This is a genomic window from Pseudomonas sp. G1002, assembly GCF_013385455.1.
Classification (GTDB): Bacteria; Pseudomonadota; Gammaproteobacteria; order Pseudomonadales; family Pseudomonadaceae; genus Aquipseudomonas.
Map to the genome: position 1 here is coordinate 115,254 of NZ_JACAPY010000021.1, position 16,242 is coordinate 131,495.

A 16,242-nucleotide genomic window follows, 5' to 3' on the forward strand; every position below is an offset into this window, starting at 1 on the left:
CTTGCCAGGGTTGCCCTGATCAGGCCGGGAACAGCTCGCTCAATTTCATGGCCAGCATCATGTCGCCTTCAGTGCGCAGTTTGCCGCCCATGAATGCCTGCATGCCGTCGGTTTCGCCGCTGACGATGCCTTTCATGGTGTCGCCGTCCATCACCAGGGTGACTTGGGCGTCCGGGTTTTCACCTTCCAGCAGTTCGCAGGTGTTGTTTTTCACGACCAGCGAGAAGTTCTGGGTGTCGTCGATACGGAAACCGAACACCAGGTCCAGGCCGTCGGCAGCGGCTGGGTTGAATTTGGCTTTCATTGCTTCTACGGCTTTAGCTACGTCAGTCATGGTTTCGATCCTTTTATGGTGAGTCCAGTGACCTTGGGGTCACGGTTGGCCGCAATTCATCGGAAAGTGATGAGCTGCGGCGCCTTCAACAGTTGCAAGTGGGTATGGCTGTTGAAGGAAGCCAGTGCCACCTCGCGACCACGGAATTTCAGCTGGTTGAGCGAGGTGTTAACAATTTGCCAGTTCAGTTCGAAGGCCTGTGCGGCAGGCATTCGGGTAATCAGGTGGAGCAGGGCCGTGATGGTGCCGCCGGAGGTGAACACGGCGATCTTGTCACGGTTGTCGGCGGCTTCGAGGAGGCGTTGCAGGCCACCCTGAACACGTTCGACAAATCCCAGCCAGCTTTCCAGGCCCGGCGGGTCGTAGGTGCCGGCCAGCCAGCGTTCGATGATCAGGGAAAAGATGCGCTGGAATTCGCCACGGTTTTGCGCGGCGTTGCGCAGGATATGCAGGGCTTCGGGTTCGCTGTGCAGCAGGTCCGGGAGCAGGGCGCGGATGATCGCCTCGGCGTCGAACTCGTTGAACGCGCTGTCGATTTCCAGCGTGGGTACCGGCAGGCCGAGGGCGCTGTATTGTTCGAAGGCGGCGGTAGCAGTGTGCTGCTGGCGGCGCAGGTCGCCCGACACGCAGCGGTCGAAGCTCAGGCCCAGTTCCGCCAGGTGGCGGCCCAGCACTTGCGCCTGTTGCACACCGATGGGCGACAGCACGTCGTAGTCGTCTGCACCGAAGGAGGCCTGGCCATGTCGAATCAGGTAGATGCTGCCCACGTCCGTTTTCCCGGTACGTTGAAAGTCTGGCGAGGTTATGAGGATGCCGGGAAGCTGTCAATGAAAAAACATACGCTTGTTTTAAAAGGTCGTTAGAGGCCCGCTGCTGGCGGTTTGATCACTGGCCCCGTGGCGGTGGCGTCGGTATGCTTGGACAATCCGCGCCTGGCGCACTGCACTTGTAAGGAGTCACATGGATTTTCTGGCCGAGTACGCTACTTTCCTGGCTAAAACCGTCACCCTGGTCGTCGCCATCCTGGTGGTGCTGATCAGTTTCGCCGCACTGCGCAGCAAAGGCCGCCGCAAAGCTGCCGGCCAGTTGCAGGTCAGCAAGCTCAATGACTTCTACAAGGGTTTGCGTGAGCGCCTGGAGCAGACCCTGCTCGACAAGGACCAGCTCAAGGCCCTGCGCAAGTCTGAAGGCAAGGCCGAAAAGAAGAAGGGCAAGAAGAAGCCAGAAGCCAAGCCACGGGTGTTCGTGCTGGATTTCGACGGCGACATCAAGGCCTCGGCCACTGAAAGCCTGCGCCATGAAATCACGGCACTGCTGAGCCTGGCCACACCCAAGGACGAAGTGGTGCTGCGCCTTGAAAGCGGCGGCGGCATGGTTCACAGCTACGGCCTGGCGTCGTCGCAACTGGCGCGTATCCGCGAGGCGGGCGTGCCGTTGACCGTGTGCATCGACAAGGTCGCGGCCAGCGGCGGCTACATGATGGCGTGCATCGGCGAGAAGATCATCAGCGCACCGTTTGCCATCCTTGGCTCGATTGGCGTGGTGGCGCAGTTGCCCAACGTCAACCGCCTGCTGAAGAAGCACGACATCGACTTCGAAGTGCTGACCGCCGGTGAATACAAACGCACCCTGACCGTGTTTGGCGAAAACACCGAGAAGGGCCGCGAGAAGTTCCAGGAAGACCTGGACATCACCCATCAACTGTTCAAGAACTTCGTGTCGCGCTACCGCCCGCAGCTGGCGATTGATGACGTGGCCACCGGCGAAGTCTGGCTGGGTGTCGCGGCGCTGGACAAGCAACTGGTGGACCAGCTGCAAACCAGCGACGAATACCTGGCGACCAAGGCCAAGACCGCCGAGGTGTTCCACCTGCACTATGCCGAGCGTAAAAGCCTGCAGGAGCGGGTGGGCCTGGCGGCCAGCGGTTCGGTCGACCGGGTGCTGCTGACCTGGTGGAGTCGCCTGACCCAGCAGCGTTTCTGGTAACAATTCCAGGTGACGTTCGAAGATCAAAATGTGGGAGCGGCGGTGCGACGATTCGACTTGCTCGCGAAGGCGGTGTGTCAGTCAATACATCTGTGACTGACACACCGCCTTCGCGAGCAAGCCCGCTCCCACATTGGTTTTGTGTTGGTCACATTACCGAGCTAGTAGTGAGGCCTGCGGCACCGCCGGTATGGGGTGCCGCATCAACGAGCCCACCACCAGCGCCCCCAGCAAACCCAACAACCCCGCCACCCACAACACCACGCTGAACCCACCGACAAACGCCTGCCGCGCCAGTGGCTGCACCGTGTCCCGTGCTGACTCGGGCAGCAACGCCATGGCCGCCGGCATATCGCCAGCCACTACCCGTGAAGCAATCCCTGCCGCCTGTTCCTGCCACTGGGAGCCGATGCTCGTGTGCAGCAACTGTTCGCTATGGCTGCTCAACAACGCCCCATACACCCCGATCGCCAACATGATCGCGCTGAAGCGCATGGTGGTGCTCATGCCCGACGCCATCCCCGCGCGGTCCCGTGGCACGCAAGCCATGATGTTTTTCTGCGTATCGCCATTGAGCAATCCCGCGCCGGCCCCCGTGACGGCAATCGCCAGGGCGAACGGCAGATAGCCGCCGATATTGACCGCCCAGGCACTCAGCAGGTTGCCGCACCCCACCAACGCCAGCCCCGTCGCCATCAGAGTGGCCGGGGCAAAGCGGCCGGCCAGGCGTGCGCCTATCCGCGGACAAATCAACATGGTCAAGGCAAACGGCAACATGCCCAGCCCGGAGGCAATCGCGGAGAACCCCAGGCCGTTTTGCAGGTAAAACGGCAGCAGCGTCATCATCACCTGGGCACAGCCGGCGTAGGCGAACATCCCCAGCAGTGCGCCGATAAAGCGCGGGTGCCTGAACAGTTGCAGGTCGACCATGGGCCGCTGTTGCAGGCGTTCGGCGAGTACAAAAACACCCAGCAACGCAGCGCCTCCCAGCAGCCGCGCGTAAGTCAGCGGGTTGTCCCAGCCGATACGGTTGGCTTCGATCAAGCCCCAGATCAGGCACAGCAGGCTGGCACTGAAACTCAGGCTGCCCCAAGGGTCGAGCCTTGCAGCCTGGGCATCGCGGGATTCCGGAATCGCGCGCAGCACCAGTCCCATCAGCACCAGGCCGACCGGCAAATTCAGATAGAAAATCCAGCGCCAGCCCAGGTACTGGGTAATCAACCCGCCGAGGGTCGGCGCGGCGGTCATCGCCACGCCCATGCACGCGCCCCAGAAGGCCCAGGCCTTGGCGCGTTCCACTTCGTCATGGAAGGTATGGCCGATGGAGGCCAGGGCCGAGGTCAGCAGCAGCGCTGCGCCGACACCTTTGACGGCGCGAGCGATATCCAGGAACAACGCATTCGGCGCCGCACCGCAGCCGAGGGAGGCGAGGATGAAAATACCCAGGCCCCAGACCAGGGTCTTCTTGCGGCCAAAGCGGTCGGCAATGCTTCCGGCCGGCAATAGCAGGGCGGCGAAGGCCAGCATATAAGCGCTGACCACCCATTCGATATCGGCAAAATTCGCCCCCAGGTCCCGGGCGATGCTCGGCAGGGTCACGGCGACGATATTGGTGTCGAGCACGATCAGCGAACAGACCCCGGAGGCGGTCAGCAGTGTCAGGCGCGGGCTGACCTTGCTCATGGCTGCACCGAAGCCACCGCCGCGAGGGCGATCTCGTCATCGTGGGCCGGAGTATCTGCGCTGATGCCGATGGCGCCCACTACCTGGCCTTCAAGGATGATTGGCTGGGCGCCCTTCATCATCAACAGGCCGGCGGTGATGGCTGCCGGGCGGCCATTGTTGATGGCGTTTTCCAGATCCCCGGACGGCCGCTTGAAGAGCGCGGAAGTGCGCGCCTTGCCCTGGGCCAGCTCAATACCGGCCACCACGGGAGCGCCATCCATGCGCAGCGTCAGGATCGGCCAGCCACCGTCATCGACGATGGCTACGGCGCAGGGCCAGCCCTTGTCGGCGGCGACCTTGCGCGCGTGTGCGGCGATCTGCTGGGCCGTTGCCAGGCTCAGGATTGCCTTGTGGGCAATGCTTGCCGGGGCTTCTGCGGCCAGCGCTGCGGGCACGGTGCAAAGACCGGCAAGCACCAGGACCAATGATTTGACGAACATGGGAAAGCCTCTCTACTGTGAACGTACCGCGAGCTTATCCCCGGCAGGTGGCGTCCTTGTTAGGCGCCATACAGAACTTCATTACCTTTGAGCTAATCCTGTGATGGAAATACGTCATTTCCGCTACTTCTTGGCGGTTGCCCGGCAACGCAATTTCACCCGTGCTGCCGAACAGCTGGGTATCGCGCCGCCGACCCTGAGCCGGCAGATCCAGGACATGGAAGCCACCCTCGGTACGCGCTTGTTTATCCGCCGCCAGCGCGAGGTCAGCCTGACCGAGGCGGGCGCGGCCTTGCTGATCGAGGCAGAGGCCACCGTGCGCCAGTTCGAGTTTGCCCAACGCAATGCCCAGCGCGCCGGGCGTGGCGAGATCGGTCATATCGAGCTGGGTTATGTGGCGTCGGCGGTGTATTCGGGGTTGTTGCAGCGCCAGGTGCAGTCGTTCTGCGCGGACTGCCCGGACGTGAGCCTCAGCGTGCGTGAGAGCCCCATGGCGGCGTTGCCGGGGCTGGTGGCGGAGGGGCGTTTCGACATTGGTTACATTCGTTCGCCGATGACCTTGCCTGATGGGGTCGAAGCGGTGCGGTTGAGCAGTGAAGGGTTTGTGCTGGCGTTGCCCCAGGATTCGTGGCTGCTGGGGTTGAAGGCAATCGGTTGCGAGCATCTGCAGAACGAGACGTTTATCTTGCCCGAGCAGATCAGCGGCACGCTGCACGTGGCAGCGCAGGGTGGTTATGCGCCGCGACTGGGGCCGCAGCCGGGTGGGTTGGTGGCGGTGATTGCGTTGGTGTCACTGGGGCAGGGCGTGGCGGTGGTGCCGGAGTCGGTGGTGGGGCATGTGAGCTTGCCGAATGTCGTGTACCGCAGCATTGAAGGCAGCGAGGCGTCGTCCTGGTTGTCGCTGATTTACCGGCGCTTTGAAAAGGCGCCGGCGGTGGCGCGGTATATAGAGCAGGTGAAGCAGGTAGCCAGGTTGAAGGTTTGATCGCGGCGGGTTAGGTGCTTCACGGGTTAAGTGTGTTGCTGCCTTCGCGAGCAAGCCCGCTCCCACCTTCGACGGCATTCCAAAGATGGAACTCGGTCGAAGGTGGGAGCGGTCTTGCTCGCGAAGGGGTCATTTCAAGCACTACACCAACCGCGGTTGAACCGAATCCGCCAATCGCGTCAGTATCAAGCAGCACGATACCGCTCCGGCATCCAGTACACCCAACGAGCGCTCGCCCAGGCGGCTGGCACGCCCAATCTTCGCCACCAGATCCCTGGTGGAATCCCGCCCCCGCGAAGCAGCACTTTTCATCGCCTCCAGCGCATCGCTGAATGACGCTCCTGACCCATGGGCCTGTTCAAACGCCTCCACCGCCGGAATCAAGGTGTCCATCAAACACTTGTCACCCACGCCGGCTTCGGTGATGTCCTGCAACGAGGTCAGCCCGCCCCGCAGCAAATGTGCAAAGGTCGCCGCGTCAATCTGTTCGCTGCCGCGCACCTCATCCGCCATGCCGATAAACAGGCTGCCATACAACGGCCCCATGGAGCCGCCGATGCCTTCCATCAGGCTCAGTGTCAACTCATCCAGGGCTTCGGCCAGGGTCAGCTGGCGGCCTTCAATGGTGCGCCCGCAATGGGCGAACCCCTTGGCCATGTTGATGCCGTGGTCGCCATCGCCAATGGCGCCGTCGACTTCGCTCAGGTACTCGCGGTTGGCAACGATCACGCTGACCAGGTCGGCGACGATGGCGCTGCCGTCGTGGGTGGAGAAATGCTGGCTCATGTTTATTCCGCCTGGGTCATGCCGATGGAACGGCAAGGTTGGTCGATCAGGGATTTCAGCTCGGCGTCCAGGCCCAGCAAGGTCAGGGTCACGCCCATCATTTCCAGGGAGGTGAAGTAGTTGCCCACGTAGCAGCGGTGAATCTTCAAGCCCCTGGCTTGCAGCTGACGTTCAACCTCGGCGTAGAAAATGTAAAGTTCCATCACCGGCGTCGCACCCAGGCCCGAGACCAGCACCACCACGCTGTCGTCCTGGCTGAAGTCGCGGTCGGCGAGGATCGGTGCGAGCATGCGGGCCGCCATGGCCTCGGCGGATTCGATCGGGATGACTTCAATGCCAGGCTCGCCGTGATGGCCGATGCCCAATTCCATCTGCCCGTCGGGAATCTGGAAGTTCGGCTTGCCCACCGCTGCGATGGTGCAGGGCGTGAGGCCGATGCCGATGGAGCGGCAGTTGTCGACCGCTTTCTGGGCGACACGAATCACCCCGTCCAGGTCGTAATGCTGGGCCGCGGCCGCACCGCCGACCTTCCACATGAAGATCTCGCCTGCCACGCCGCGACGCTTGGCGATGTCGGCCTTGGGCGCCGAGGCCACGTCGTCGTTGGCGACCACGGTGCGGATGCGCATGTCCTTGCTGGCGGCCATCTTCATCGCTAGCTTCACGTTCATGTTGTCGCCGGCATAGTTGCCGTACAGGCACGCCACCCCGGCGCCGTGGTCGGCGGCACGGAAGGCGTCGAAGAAGCTTTTGGCGGTGGGCGAGGAGAAGATTTCGCCGACGGCCACGGCGTCTACCAGGCCGGGGCCGACGTAGCCAAGGAAGGCCGGTTCATGGCCGGAACCGCCGCCGGTCACGATGCCCACGCGGCCTTGTGGCGATGGCTTGGCCTTGCCGATCACCCGTGGATTGGTTTCGTATTGGCGCAGCTCGGGGTGCGCGACCAGAATACCCCGCAGCATGTCCTCCACCACCTGGTCCGGATCGTTTATCACTCGATTCATAACGCGGTTTCCTGTGTTCTTGTTCTTGGTGTGGGAGCCGGGGGCTTTTGTGGGAGCTGGCTTGCCTGCGATTGCATCGGCTCGGTGTCACAGATAGACCGAGGCGTCTGCATCGCAGGCAAGCCAGCTCCCACAAAAAGCCTAAGCCCGGCGCCCGCAGGGTTTTGTGTTATTGGGCCAATCAGGGTTCCAGGACGACTTTAAGCGACTTGTCCCCGCGCTCCATCACCGCAAACGCTTCCTTGAAGTCCGCCAGGGCAAACTTGTGGGTCACCACGTCGCGCATGTCGATCTTGCGGTTGCCGATAAAGTCGATGGCGCGCGGGTACATGTAGGGGCCGAGGTGCGAGCCCAGCACGTCCAGTTCCTTGCGGTCACCGATGATTGACCAGTCCACCGTGGCCTCGTCGTTGAACACGCTGAATTCCACGAAGCGCCCCAGCTTGCGCAACATCGCCAGGCCCTGGTTCACCGCCTTGTGGTGCCCGGTGGCTTCGATGTAAATGTCGCAACCGTAGCCGTCGGTGATCTCGCGAATCTTCGCCATCACGTCGACTTCAGCCGGGTTCCACACTTCATCCGCACCCATGCGCAGGGCGAGGGCAGCGCGTTCGGGTTTCATGTCGAGCACGATGAGTTTTTTCGGGTTGCGCATGCGCACCGCACCGATGATCCCCAGGCCCAGGGTGCCGGCGCCGGCCACCACCACGATGTCGTCGAAATCCACATTCGCCCGTTCCGCCGCGTGCAGCGAGCAGGCCAGGGGTTCGATCAGGATGGCTTCGTCCGGGGCAATCGAGTCCGGTACTTTGTGGATGATGCCTTCCTTGGTGAAGATCATGTACTGGGCCATGGCGCCCTGGACGTTGTTCTGGAAGCCGTACAAGTCGTGTTTCTGGCACATCCAGTACTGGCCGTGGTTGCAGAAGCGGCAGCCCCAGCACGGCACGATCTGTTCGGAAATCACCCGGTCGCCGACCTTCACCCCGCGCTTTTCCGCGCCAGGGCCGAGGGCGACCACGCGGCAGACAAACTCGTGGCCGGGAATCATCGGCGGCTTCACGTAGCGCGGCTGCTCGGCGTCGCCCCAGAACGAGGGCGCGCCGCGGTAGGTCTTGATGTCGCCCATGCAGATGCCGCACAGCTCGACCTTGGTGAGGATCTCGTCGGGGCCGGGCGTCGGCACATCGACGGTCTCCAGGCGATAGTCTTCGGGGCCGTGACAGACCACGGCCTGCATGGTTTTCGGAATGACGGGGGACAGTTGTTCGGCAGTGCGTTCGGTAACGGTAGACATGACGATAAACCTCACGACAAAAGATCAATTACTGGATGCTGTAGCCACCGTCGATCACCACGTTTTCCCCGGTGATCATCTGTGCGGCGTCGCTGAGCAGGTACAACGCCAGCCCGGCGATTTCTTCCGGCTGGGCAAAGCGGCCCGCCGGGATCTGCAATTTGGCCCGTTCCCCCAGCTCGCCCGCCCAGGCCTTTTTACCGAGGGCGGTTTCGACGATGGTCGGGGAGATGGCGTTGACGTTGATATGCGGCGCCCATTCCATGGCGAGCACCTTGGTCATGCCGACCACGGCGGCCTTGCTGGCGCAGTACGCGACGTGACGGTCCAGGCCGATCACTGCCGCTTGGGAGGCGAGGTTGACGATGCGCCCGCTGCCCTGGGCAAGCATGTGCCTGGCGCAGGCCTGGGCCACGAAGAAACTGGCCTTGAGGTTGATGTCGAGAGTGGTGTCCCAGGCGTTTTCACTGACGTCCAGGGCCTTGTCCAGCAGGGCCACGCCGGCGCTGTTGACCAGGTAATCCAGGCGTTTGAAGTGATCGAATACGTAATCGACGGTGCTGTGCACCTGGTCGAGTTGGCGCAGGTCCACGGCGATGCCGATGTTCCCGGCGCCGAGGCTGGCGGCGACTTCGACCACGGCCGGGTCGCGGTCCAGCAGGGCCACCCGCGCGCCGCGTTCCACCAGCAGGCTGGCACAAGCCAGACCGATCCCGGCGGCCCCGCCGGTGATCACGGCGCAGCGGCCGGTGAGGTCGAAGGCTTGATTCCAGAATCCAGACATGAACATGACTCCATTTTTCAGATCGGTGGAGATCCAATGTGGGAGCGGGCTTGCTCGCGAAAGCGGTGTATCAGGTGGCACATCTGTTGAATGATCCACCGCTTTCGCGAGCAAGCCCGCTCCCACACTTGACCGGGTTTCAAGTCAAAACTTACTTCGTACCGCTCACCTGCTGATACAGCGCATCCGCATTCGCATTGGTCACCGGCACCCACGGCAGGATGTAGTTCCTGGCGGTGCCGTCACCCCATTTCACGTCCTTGCCATAACGTTCCCAGATCACCGACTGCGGCTTGTAATCCTTGCCGGCCAGCGCCCGCAGCGCCACATCCAGCGCGCCTTGGGACTGGGCCTGGGCGTCCTGCAGGAAGGTGGTCACTTCATCTTTCTTCGCCGCCTGGATCGCATCCGGCATGCCGTCGATGGACGTCACCGGCACATCCTTGGACGTCAGCCCATGGGACTTCAACGCCTGCACCGCACCGAGGGCCATGTCGTCGTTCTGCGCGATCACCCCGTTGATGCCCTTGGGGTGTGCGTTCAGCCAGTCTTCAGTCAGGGCCAGGGCCTGGGCGCGGTCCCAGTTGGCGGTTTTCTTCTCGATGATCTTGATGTCCGGGTGCTTGCCCAGTACTTCCATCTCGCCCTTTTCGCGGTCGATCTGCGCCGACTGGCCAATCGGGCCCTGGATGATCACCACGTTCCCGCGGCCCTTGAGTTTGTCGACCATGGCCTGGGCCTGCAGGCGACCGCCTTCCACGTCATCGTTGCCAACATAAGGCACGTTGGCGTCCGCCACCTTGGTGTTGGAGGCGATCACCACCACGTCATTGCTCATGGCGGCCTTCACGGTGCCGACGCCGGCCTTGGTGTCGATCGGCACAAACAGGATCGCGTCGTAGTGCTGGGTCACCATGTTTTCAATCTGGTTGTTCTGGGTCAGTGCGTCATAGTTGCCGTCGAACACGGTCAACTGCACGGTGCCGTCCTTGACTGCGGGGTGTTCCTTCAGCTCGCGCACCCAGTTCTGCATGAACTGGCCCTTGAGCCCGTACACGGCGGCGCCGATCTTGTAGGTCTTGCCATCGGCGGCCAGGGTGACACTGCTGGCGAGCAGGGAGAGTGCCGCGACGGCGGCCAAAGTCGTACCAGGTTTCATGAGAGAACTCCGTTATTGTTGTAGTGGTAGTTTTCAGAACTAGCGTTTCTTCTTGCGCCACACGTCAATCAGCACTGCGAACACGATGATCAGGCCCTTGGCGACCTGCTGGTAATAGGAGGACACGCCGAGCAGGTTCAGGCCGTTGTTGATCACGCCGATCAGCAATGCGCCAAACAGCGTGCCGACAATCGTGCCGGTACCGCCCGACAGGCTGGTGCCGCCGATTACCACGGCGGCAATCGCATCCAGCTCATACGAGGTGCCGGCCTGGGGCAGGGCAGAGGTGGTGCGCGCCGACAGCACCACACCGGCCAGCCCGGCGAGCAGGCCCGAGACCACGTACACCGAAAACATCACCTTGCGCACGCCGATCCCGGAGGTGCGCGCGCTCTTCTCGTTGCCACCCACCGCGTACACATAACGGCCGTAGGTGGTGTAGCGCAGCACCATCCAGAAGATCAGCGCGACCACGGCGAAGATCACGATCGGCACACCGATAGGGCCGATCTTGCCAATACCCAGCGCCAGGTAGGCGTCGGGCAGGTCAGTGATCGGGCTGCCGTCGTTCAAGATGAAGGTCATGCCCCGGGCAATGCTCAACATGCCCAAGGTCGCGACAAAGGGCGGGATCGACAGGTTGGCCACCATAAAGCCGTTCACCACTCCGAGCATCGCCCCGGCGAACATCCCGGCGCTGACCGCCGCCAGCACGCCATACCCCTGGGTCGCGACCATGGCGCTGCACAGCCCGGCAAACGCCAGGATCGAGCCCACCGACAGGTCGATGCCCTTGGTCAGGATCACGTAGGTCATGCCCACGGCGAGGATCCCGTTGATCGAGGTCTGGCGCAGGATGTCCATCCAGTTGCGCCAGGTCATGAAGTATTCGCTGGCGAAGGCCATCACCAGGCACAGGAGGATGAACACCAGCGGCAGGCCGAAGCGGTCGAGGGACAGGCGCAGGCGGCTGCGGGGTGCGGTCGTGACGGGGGCGGCTGCAGGTGTAGAAAGTGATTTGGCATTCATGAGGCAAGACTCAGCAAGGCTTCCTGGGAAAGGGCGGTATCGCTGCTGATGGTCACCAGCCTTCCGCCTTTGAACACGGCAATACGGTCACTCAGGTGCAGCAATTCAGGGGCTTCGGACGACACCACTATTGCCGCGCCGCCGGCGCGCACGAACTGGTCCAGCAGGTGATAGATCTCCTGCTTGGCGCCTTCATCGATGCCCCGGGTCGGCTCATCGCACAGCAGGCAGATCGGCTGGGTCGACAGGCATTTGGCGAGCACTACTTTCTGCTGGTTGCCGCCGCTCATGGATTCCACCGGCAGGTCCAGGGAGGTGGTCTTGATCTGCAGGCGCTTGACCATGTCCTGGGCCAGTTGGTTTTCCTTGCGGGCATTGATCAGCGACCAGCTCGACAGCTGCTTGTACGCCGACAATGCGATGTTCGAGAGGATGCTGCCGCTGAGCACCAGGCCGCTGTCCTTGCGGTCTTCGGTGACCAGTGACATGCCGGCCTGGATCGTTGCCTTGGGCAGGCCGATGGGCATCGGTTTGCCTTGCAGGGTCACGCTGCCGGAGTCCGGCGTGGTGAGGCCGTAGATGCAGTTGAGGAATTCGCTGCGGCCCGAGCCCATCAGCCCGTAGATGCCGAGAATCTCGCCCTGGCGCAGTTGCAGGCTGATGTCCTGGAACTCGCCGGCGCGGCTCAGGCTGTCGACGTCCAGGCAGCATTCGGCGGCGCATTCGCGGCCGACCTTGTGGTCGATGCGGGTCAGTTCCTGGCCGACGATGCCGCGCACCAGGTGGGCGCGGTCGATATCGGCCATGCGCCCGGTCTCAACGAAGGCGCCGTCGCGAAAGATGCTGTAGTCGTCGGCAATCTGCGCCAGTTCACTGAGGCGGTGCGACACATAGATGATGCCGGCACCACGGGCGGTGAGGCGGCGGATGGCCTTGAACAGGGTTTCGGCCTCACGCTCGCCGATGGCCGAGGTGGGCTCGTCCATGATCATCACCTGGCAGTCGTGGCTGAATGCCTTGGCGATCTCCACCAACTGGATCTGCGCCACGCTCAGGCGATGCATGGGGCTGGTGGCGTCGACGTCGAACTCCAGGCCTTCCAGCAGTTCGCGAGTGCGCCGGTTGAGCTCCTTGCTGTCGACGATGCAGCCGGCGCGGCGCGGTTCGCGGCCCAGCCAGATGTTTTCGGCGACGGTCATGTAGGGAATGGGTTCCAGCTCCTGGGTGATCATCGCGATCCCCGCCGCGAGTGCTTCGCTGGGGCGGTTGAACTGAACGGGGGAGCCGTTGAGCAGGATGGTCCCGGCGTCACGCTGGGTGATGCCCATCAGGATGCTCAGGAAAGTCGATTTGCCTGCGCCATTGCCGCCGCACAGGGCGTGGACGCTGCCGGCCCGCAGAGAGAGGCGCCCCTCACGCAGGGCAGGAATCCCGGCGTAAGCCTTGGCGACGTGTTCAGCCTGGAGCAGTAATGGCGTGGCCATCGGCGTGTCCTCGTGCTGTGAATTCTTATTAGGTCGCACAGTCATGTTTCGCTGTGAGCATATGTGTATCAAATGAAATTCTGATCAGTCAATCTCTTTCACTGAAAAGTTGTAAATGGATGGATTTGCGCAAAGTGCGCCGGTTTAGAGGGCTTTGACTGGGAGGTCAGCTAAATCCTGCTTGACAGGGCGACTGGAATATCCGAGAAATGACTGAGATAAATTTCATCGAGTGATCATATGATCACTCTCCAGTACCCAAAACGGCAGCGGAGCCAAACGCCATGAACACACCTTTCCCGGTGGCTATCGGATGCGATGAAGCGGGTTATGAGCTCAAAGAACTGTTGAAGCGCCATATCGAGGCGCTGGGTTACCCGGTGACGGACTTCGGCACCCATTCCACGGCGCCGGTGCTGTACCCGGACATTGCCCTGGCGGTGGCCACGGCGATCAATGCCGGCGAGCAACGCTTGGGCGTGCTGGTGTGCGGCACTGGCATCGGCATGGCCATCTCGGCCAACAAAGTCCTGGGGATTCGTGCGGCCCAGGCCCATGACACTTATTCGGCGGAGCGGGCACGCAAGAGCAACGATGCGCAGATCCTGTCCATCGGTGCACGGGTGATCGGCGCGGAACTGGCCAAGAGCATCGTCAAGTCGTTCCTGGAGTCGGAGTTCGAAGCCGCGCGTTCCGGGGCCAAGGTCGACCGCATCAACGCGATCGAGCGTGACGGGCATCAGTAGTGGACGGAACGGGGCAAGAGTCGGGAGAATGCGCCTTTGACACCGAAACGGAAGCCCGTGCCCATGAGTGACAGTACCCAGCGCATCGCCAGCGACATCGACCTGATGACCGAAGTGGCAATGCTCTATTACCTTGAGAACGTCACTCAGGAAGCCATCGCCAAGCGCTTCGACCTGTCCCGGGCAAAAGTCAGCCGCCTGCTCAAACGCGCACGGGATGAAGGGATTGTCGAGGTGCGGGTGTTGCAGCACCCGGCGATGAACAACGAGCTGGAACAGGCGCTGGTGGAGCGCTTCCAACTGGACCGCGCCTTGATTGCGGTCGACCACAGCGACCCGGACACCCAGCGCTCGGCGGTGGCGAGCCTGGTGGCCAACTACCTGAACAAAACCCTCAGTGACGGCATGATCGTCGCGGTCGGCATGGGGCGTAACGTCGGTGCGGTGGCCGATAATGTGTTTTTGCCGGTGACCCGCAACTGTACGTTTGTGTGCGCCATTGGCGGTTCGCTCAAGGCGGGTGAATACATGAACCCCGACCATATTTGCCGGCGCCTGGCCCTGCGGTTTGGTGGCGAGAGTGAAAGCCTGTACGCCCCGGCGCTGGTGGCCAATCCGGAACTGCGTGGGGTGTTGATCAGCAACGATACGGTGCGTTCCACGCTTGACCGTGCCCGCCGTGCGGACATGGCGTTGATCGGCATCGGTGACATGAGTGAAAACAGCAACATGGTGCGCATGGGGTGGTTTTCGCCCCAGGAAATTGCACAGGCGCGGTTGTCCGGCACCGTGGGGGACATGATGGGTTATGACTTCATCGACATTCATGGCCAGCCGGCGGTCAACGCGATTCAGGGGCGGGTGATCGGGTTGACGGTGCAGGAGCTGTTTCGGATTCCGGATGTGGTGGCGATTGCCAGTGAAAACACCAAGGCGGCGGCGACGCTGGGGGCGTTGCGTTCGGGAGTGATCAATACCCTGGCGACCACGGTGACCAATGCTCATACCATCCTTGCGCTGGATGACGCGACGCGTAAAAGCTGACACCGCCGATAGTCCAGGCCCTGAACATCAACTGTGGGAGCTGTCGAGCCTTGGCGAGGCTGCGATGGCATCACCGCGGTATGACTGGAGTACCGAGTTGTCTGCATCGCGGACAAGCCCGGCTCCCACAATTGACTGCCTCAGGGTTTCCACACCTGCACATCCTGCGCATCCACCGCCTTGGGCAACAACCCCGCCTTGAAGAACGCATCCGCAATCTTCTGTTGCTCCCCCAGTTGATCCAGCGTCACCGGTTGCACCTCATAACTGCGATGAGCATTGGCGGCCTCGACAGTCTCCACATCCAGGTTGCCCCACAATGGCCCCAGCACTTTCGCGGCATCACGCGGGTGGCTCTTCACCCACTCGCCAGCCTGGTGCAACTGCTCGTACACCAGCTTCAGCACTTCGGGATGCGCCTGGGCATAGGGCGTACCCGTCAGGTAATAGCGCTTGTAACTGGCCAGCCCGGTACCGTCCGCAAGGGTGCGGGTGGGCAGTTGGCGCTGCACGCTGGTGAGGAACGGTTCCCACGTGACCCAGGCATCAACCTTGTTGTTTTCAAACGCAGCGCGGCCATCGGCGGGCGTCAGGTACGCCGGCTCGATATCGGAGAAGGCCAGCCCCGCCTTGTTCAAGGCAGCGATCAATAAATAGTGAGTGCCGGCGGCCTTGGTCACGGCGATTTTCTTGCCTTTCAAATCCGCCAGTTGCTGGATCGGCGAGTCCTTGCGCACCACGATCGCCTGGGCTTGGGGCGAGGGCGCTTCCTGGGCGAAGTAGGTGAGCTTGGCCTGGGCGGCCTGGGCGAAGATCGGCACGGTGTCGGCCACGTCGGCGCTGATATCCACGTTACCGACGTTGAGTGCTTCCAGCAGCGGCAGGCCACTGGGGAACTCGTGCCAGGTGACGTCGATGCCGTCGGCCTTGAGGGCTTTTTCCAGGGTGCCCTGGGTTTTCAGCAAGGTGATCAGGGTCGAGGATTTCTGGTAACCGATGCGTACGGTTTCCTGGGCTTGTGTGCTCAGGGTGGTGCAGAGGCCCAGTGTGGCAAGGCCTGCGATGAAAAGGCGATGGAGCGAAAACTGGGGCATGGCGTGCTCGACTCTTAATGGATTAAGGTGAGCTTATTGTTCTAAAAAACATTCGATAAATAATTTTTCGATCTTAGCTTAGGCCTTTATCGGGTGCGCCGTTCGCGGCCTTTCAGCGTCAGGGAACAAGGAGGCGATATGCAGTTGTAGGTGGGTTGCTCATGGGGTGGTGGCCAAGGCGATTCGCGCCCTGGTTCGCGATGACTTTTCAGACTTCTTCGCCTGGCAGTTGCGCAATGGCGAAGTGCTGAGTCTCAACATCGACGCAGAGCCCAATGTGGCGAGGGAGCTTGCTCCCGTTGGGGTGCGAAGCGCCCCCTGGTAGGCCGCTGCGGTCTTTCAGGA

The 16,242-nt window shown here is 62.1% G+C and carries 16 protein-coding genes; 4 read left to right on the forward strand and 12 right to left on the reverse strand.

Features of this window, described 5'->3' with window-relative positions:
• Window positions 1-19: 19 nt before the first annotated feature.
• The gene (locus tag HX801_RS11355; protein ID WP_087694874.1) at window positions 20-334 is read right to left on the reverse strand and encodes an SCP2 sterol-binding domain-containing protein; all 315 of its coding nucleotides are present in this window, start codon (window positions 332-334) and stop codon (window positions 20-22) included.
• Window positions 335-390: 56 nt separating this feature from the next.
• Window positions 391-1,101, reverse strand: a complete 711-nt coding sequence (locus tag HX801_RS11360) for a histidine phosphatase family protein (protein ID WP_102368789.1) — start codon at window positions 1,099-1,101, stop codon at window positions 391-393.
• A gap of 193 nt (window positions 1,102-1,294) precedes the next feature.
• Here HX801_RS11360 and sohB point away from each other — a divergent pair, with 193 nt between their 5' ends.
• A complete protein-coding gene (sohB, locus tag HX801_RS11365) occupies window positions 1,295-2,320 on the forward strand; it encodes a protease SohB (protein ID WP_008434663.1) in 1,026 nt (341 codons plus the stop codon).
• A 153-nt stretch (window positions 2,321-2,473) separates the two neighbouring features.
• Here the strand turns inward: sohB and HX801_RS11370 are convergent, their stop codons facing one another.
• Complete coding sequence (locus HX801_RS11370; protein WP_177022112.1) at window positions 2,474-4,003, reverse strand: MFS transporter; 1,530 nt, start codon at window positions 4,001-4,003, stop codon at window positions 2,474-2,476.
• Window positions 4,000-4,485, reverse strand: a complete 486-nt coding sequence (locus tag HX801_RS11375) for a heme-binding protein (protein ID WP_177008647.1) — start codon at window positions 4,483-4,485, stop codon at window positions 4,000-4,002. The genes HX801_RS11370 and HX801_RS11375 overlap by 4 nt, the downstream gene beginning before the upstream one ends.
• Before the next feature lie 103 nt (window positions 4,486-4,588).
• Here HX801_RS11375 and HX801_RS11380 point away from each other — a divergent pair, with 103 nt between their 5' ends.
• Complete coding sequence (locus HX801_RS11380; protein WP_177022113.1) at window positions 4,589-5,470, forward strand: LysR family transcriptional regulator; 882 nt, start codon at window positions 4,589-4,591, stop codon at window positions 5,468-5,470.
• A 141-nt stretch (window positions 5,471-5,611) separates the two neighbouring features.
• Here HX801_RS11380 and dhaL read toward each other — a convergent pair whose 3' ends face one another.
• The 7 genes from dhaL to HX801_RS11415 form a co-directional block, all read right to left on the reverse strand.
• Window positions 5,612-6,256 (reverse strand): dihydroxyacetone kinase subunit DhaL, encoded by a 645-nt coding sequence (gene dhaL, locus HX801_RS11385; RefSeq protein WP_003215682.1) that lies wholly within the window; start codon window positions 6,254-6,256, stop codon window positions 5,612-5,614.
• A gap of 2 nt (window positions 6,257-6,258) precedes the next feature.
• Window positions 6,259-7,260, reverse strand: coding sequence for a dihydroxyacetone kinase subunit DhaK (locus tag HX801_RS11390; RefSeq protein ID WP_102605154.1), 1,002 nt, complete (start codon window positions 7,258-7,260; stop codon window positions 6,259-6,261).
• A 181-nt stretch (window positions 7,261-7,441) separates the two neighbouring features.
• Window positions 7,442-8,557 carry an erythritol/L-threitol dehydrogenase gene (locus HX801_RS11395; protein ID WP_008434653.1) on the reverse strand — a complete coding sequence of 372 codons (1,116 nt, stop codon included), beginning with the start codon at window positions 8,555-8,557 and terminating at the stop codon, window positions 7,442-7,444.
• 28 nt (window positions 8,558-8,585) lie between these two features.
• Window positions 8,586-9,341, reverse strand: coding sequence for an SDR family oxidoreductase (locus HX801_RS11400; protein ID WP_008434650.1), 756 nt, complete (start codon window positions 9,339-9,341; stop codon window positions 8,586-8,588).
• Window positions 9,342-9,492: 151 nt separating this feature from the next.
• The gene (locus tag HX801_RS11405; protein WP_087694868.1) at window positions 9,493-10,500 is read right to left on the reverse strand and encodes a substrate-binding domain-containing protein; all 1,008 of its coding nucleotides are present in this window, start codon (window positions 10,498-10,500) and stop codon (window positions 9,493-9,495) included.
• A 39-nt stretch (window positions 10,501-10,539) separates the two neighbouring features.
• A complete protein-coding gene (locus HX801_RS11410) occupies window positions 10,540-11,529 on the reverse strand; it encodes an ABC transporter permease (RefSeq protein ID WP_003215711.1) in 990 nt (329 codons plus the stop codon).
• Entirely contained in the window at window positions 11,526-13,013 is a 1,488-nt protein-coding gene (locus HX801_RS11415; protein WP_003215714.1) for a sugar ABC transporter ATP-binding protein, read from the reverse strand. The genes HX801_RS11410 and HX801_RS11415 overlap by 4 nt, the downstream gene beginning before the upstream one ends.
• Window positions 13,014-13,297: 284 nt before the next feature.
• Between HX801_RS11415 and rpiB the strand changes: the two genes are divergently transcribed.
• Entirely contained in the window at window positions 13,298-13,759 is a 462-nt protein-coding gene (gene rpiB / locus HX801_RS11420) for a ribose 5-phosphate isomerase B (RefSeq protein WP_003215716.1), read from the forward strand.
• Window positions 13,760-13,822: 63 nt separating this feature from the next.
• Window positions 13,823-14,803, forward strand: coding sequence for a sugar-binding transcriptional regulator (locus HX801_RS11425; protein ID WP_003215718.1), 981 nt, complete (start codon window positions 13,823-13,825; stop codon window positions 14,801-14,803).
• A gap of 140 nt (window positions 14,804-14,943) precedes the next feature.
• On the opposite strand, the gene HX801_RS11430 is transcribed toward HX801_RS11425, so the two are convergent.
• A complete protein-coding gene (locus HX801_RS11430) occupies window positions 14,944-15,897 on the reverse strand; it encodes an aliphatic sulfonate ABC transporter substrate-binding protein (protein WP_134326328.1) in 954 nt (317 codons plus the stop codon).
• Window positions 15,898-16,242: the final 345 nt, after the last annotated feature.

Coding starts and splice junctions, on each gene's coding strand:
- HX801_RS11405 (WP_087694868.1), bottom strand. CDS start 10,500: ATGAAACCTGGTACGACTTTGGCCGCCGTCGCGGCACTCTCCCTGCTC.
- HX801_RS11400 (WP_008434650.1), bottom strand. CDS start 9,341: ATGTCTGGATTCTGGAATCAAGCCTTCGACCTCACCGGCCGCTGCGCC.
- HX801_RS11355 (WP_087694874.1), bottom strand. CDS start 334: ATGACTGACGTAGCTAAAGCCGTAGAAGCAATGAAAGCCAAATTCAAC.
- sohB (WP_008434663.1), top strand. CDS start 1,295: ATGGATTTTCTGGCCGAGTACGCTACTTTCCTGGCTAAAACCGTCACC.
- HX801_RS11375 (WP_177008647.1), bottom strand. CDS start 4,485: ATGTTCGTCAAATCATTGGTCCTGGTGCTTGCCGGTCTTTGCACCGTG.
- dhaL (WP_003215682.1), bottom strand. CDS start 6,256: ATGAGCCAGCATTTCTCCACCCACGACGGCAGCGCCATCGTCGCCGAC.
- HX801_RS11410 (WP_003215711.1), bottom strand. CDS start 11,529: ATGAATGCCAAATCACTTTCTACACCTGCAGCCGCCCCCGTCACGACC.
- HX801_RS11395 (WP_008434653.1), bottom strand. CDS start 8,557: ATGTCTACCGTTACCGAACGCACTGCCGAACAACTGTCCCCCGTCATT.
- HX801_RS11425 (WP_003215718.1), top strand. CDS start 13,823: ATGAGTGACAGTACCCAGCGCATCGCCAGCGACATCGACCTGATGACC.
- HX801_RS11415 (WP_003215714.1), bottom strand. CDS start 13,013: ATGGCCACGCCATTACTGCTCCAGGCTGAACACGTCGCCAAGGCTTAC.
- HX801_RS11380 (WP_177022113.1), top strand. CDS start 4,589: ATGGAAATACGTCATTTCCGCTACTTCTTGGCGGTTGCCCGGCAACGC.
- HX801_RS11370 (WP_177022112.1), bottom strand. CDS start 4,003: ATGAGCAAGGTCAGCCCGCGCCTGACACTGCTGACCGCCTCCGGGGTC.
- rpiB (WP_003215716.1), top strand. CDS start 13,298: ATGAACACACCTTTCCCGGTGGCTATCGGATGCGATGAAGCGGGTTAT.
- HX801_RS11390 (WP_102605154.1), bottom strand. CDS start 7,260: ATGAATCGAGTGATAAACGATCCGGACCAGGTGGTGGAGGACATGCTG.
- HX801_RS11430 (WP_134326328.1), bottom strand. CDS start 15,897: ATGCCCCAGTTTTCGCTCCATCGCCTTTTCATCGCAGGCCTTGCCACA.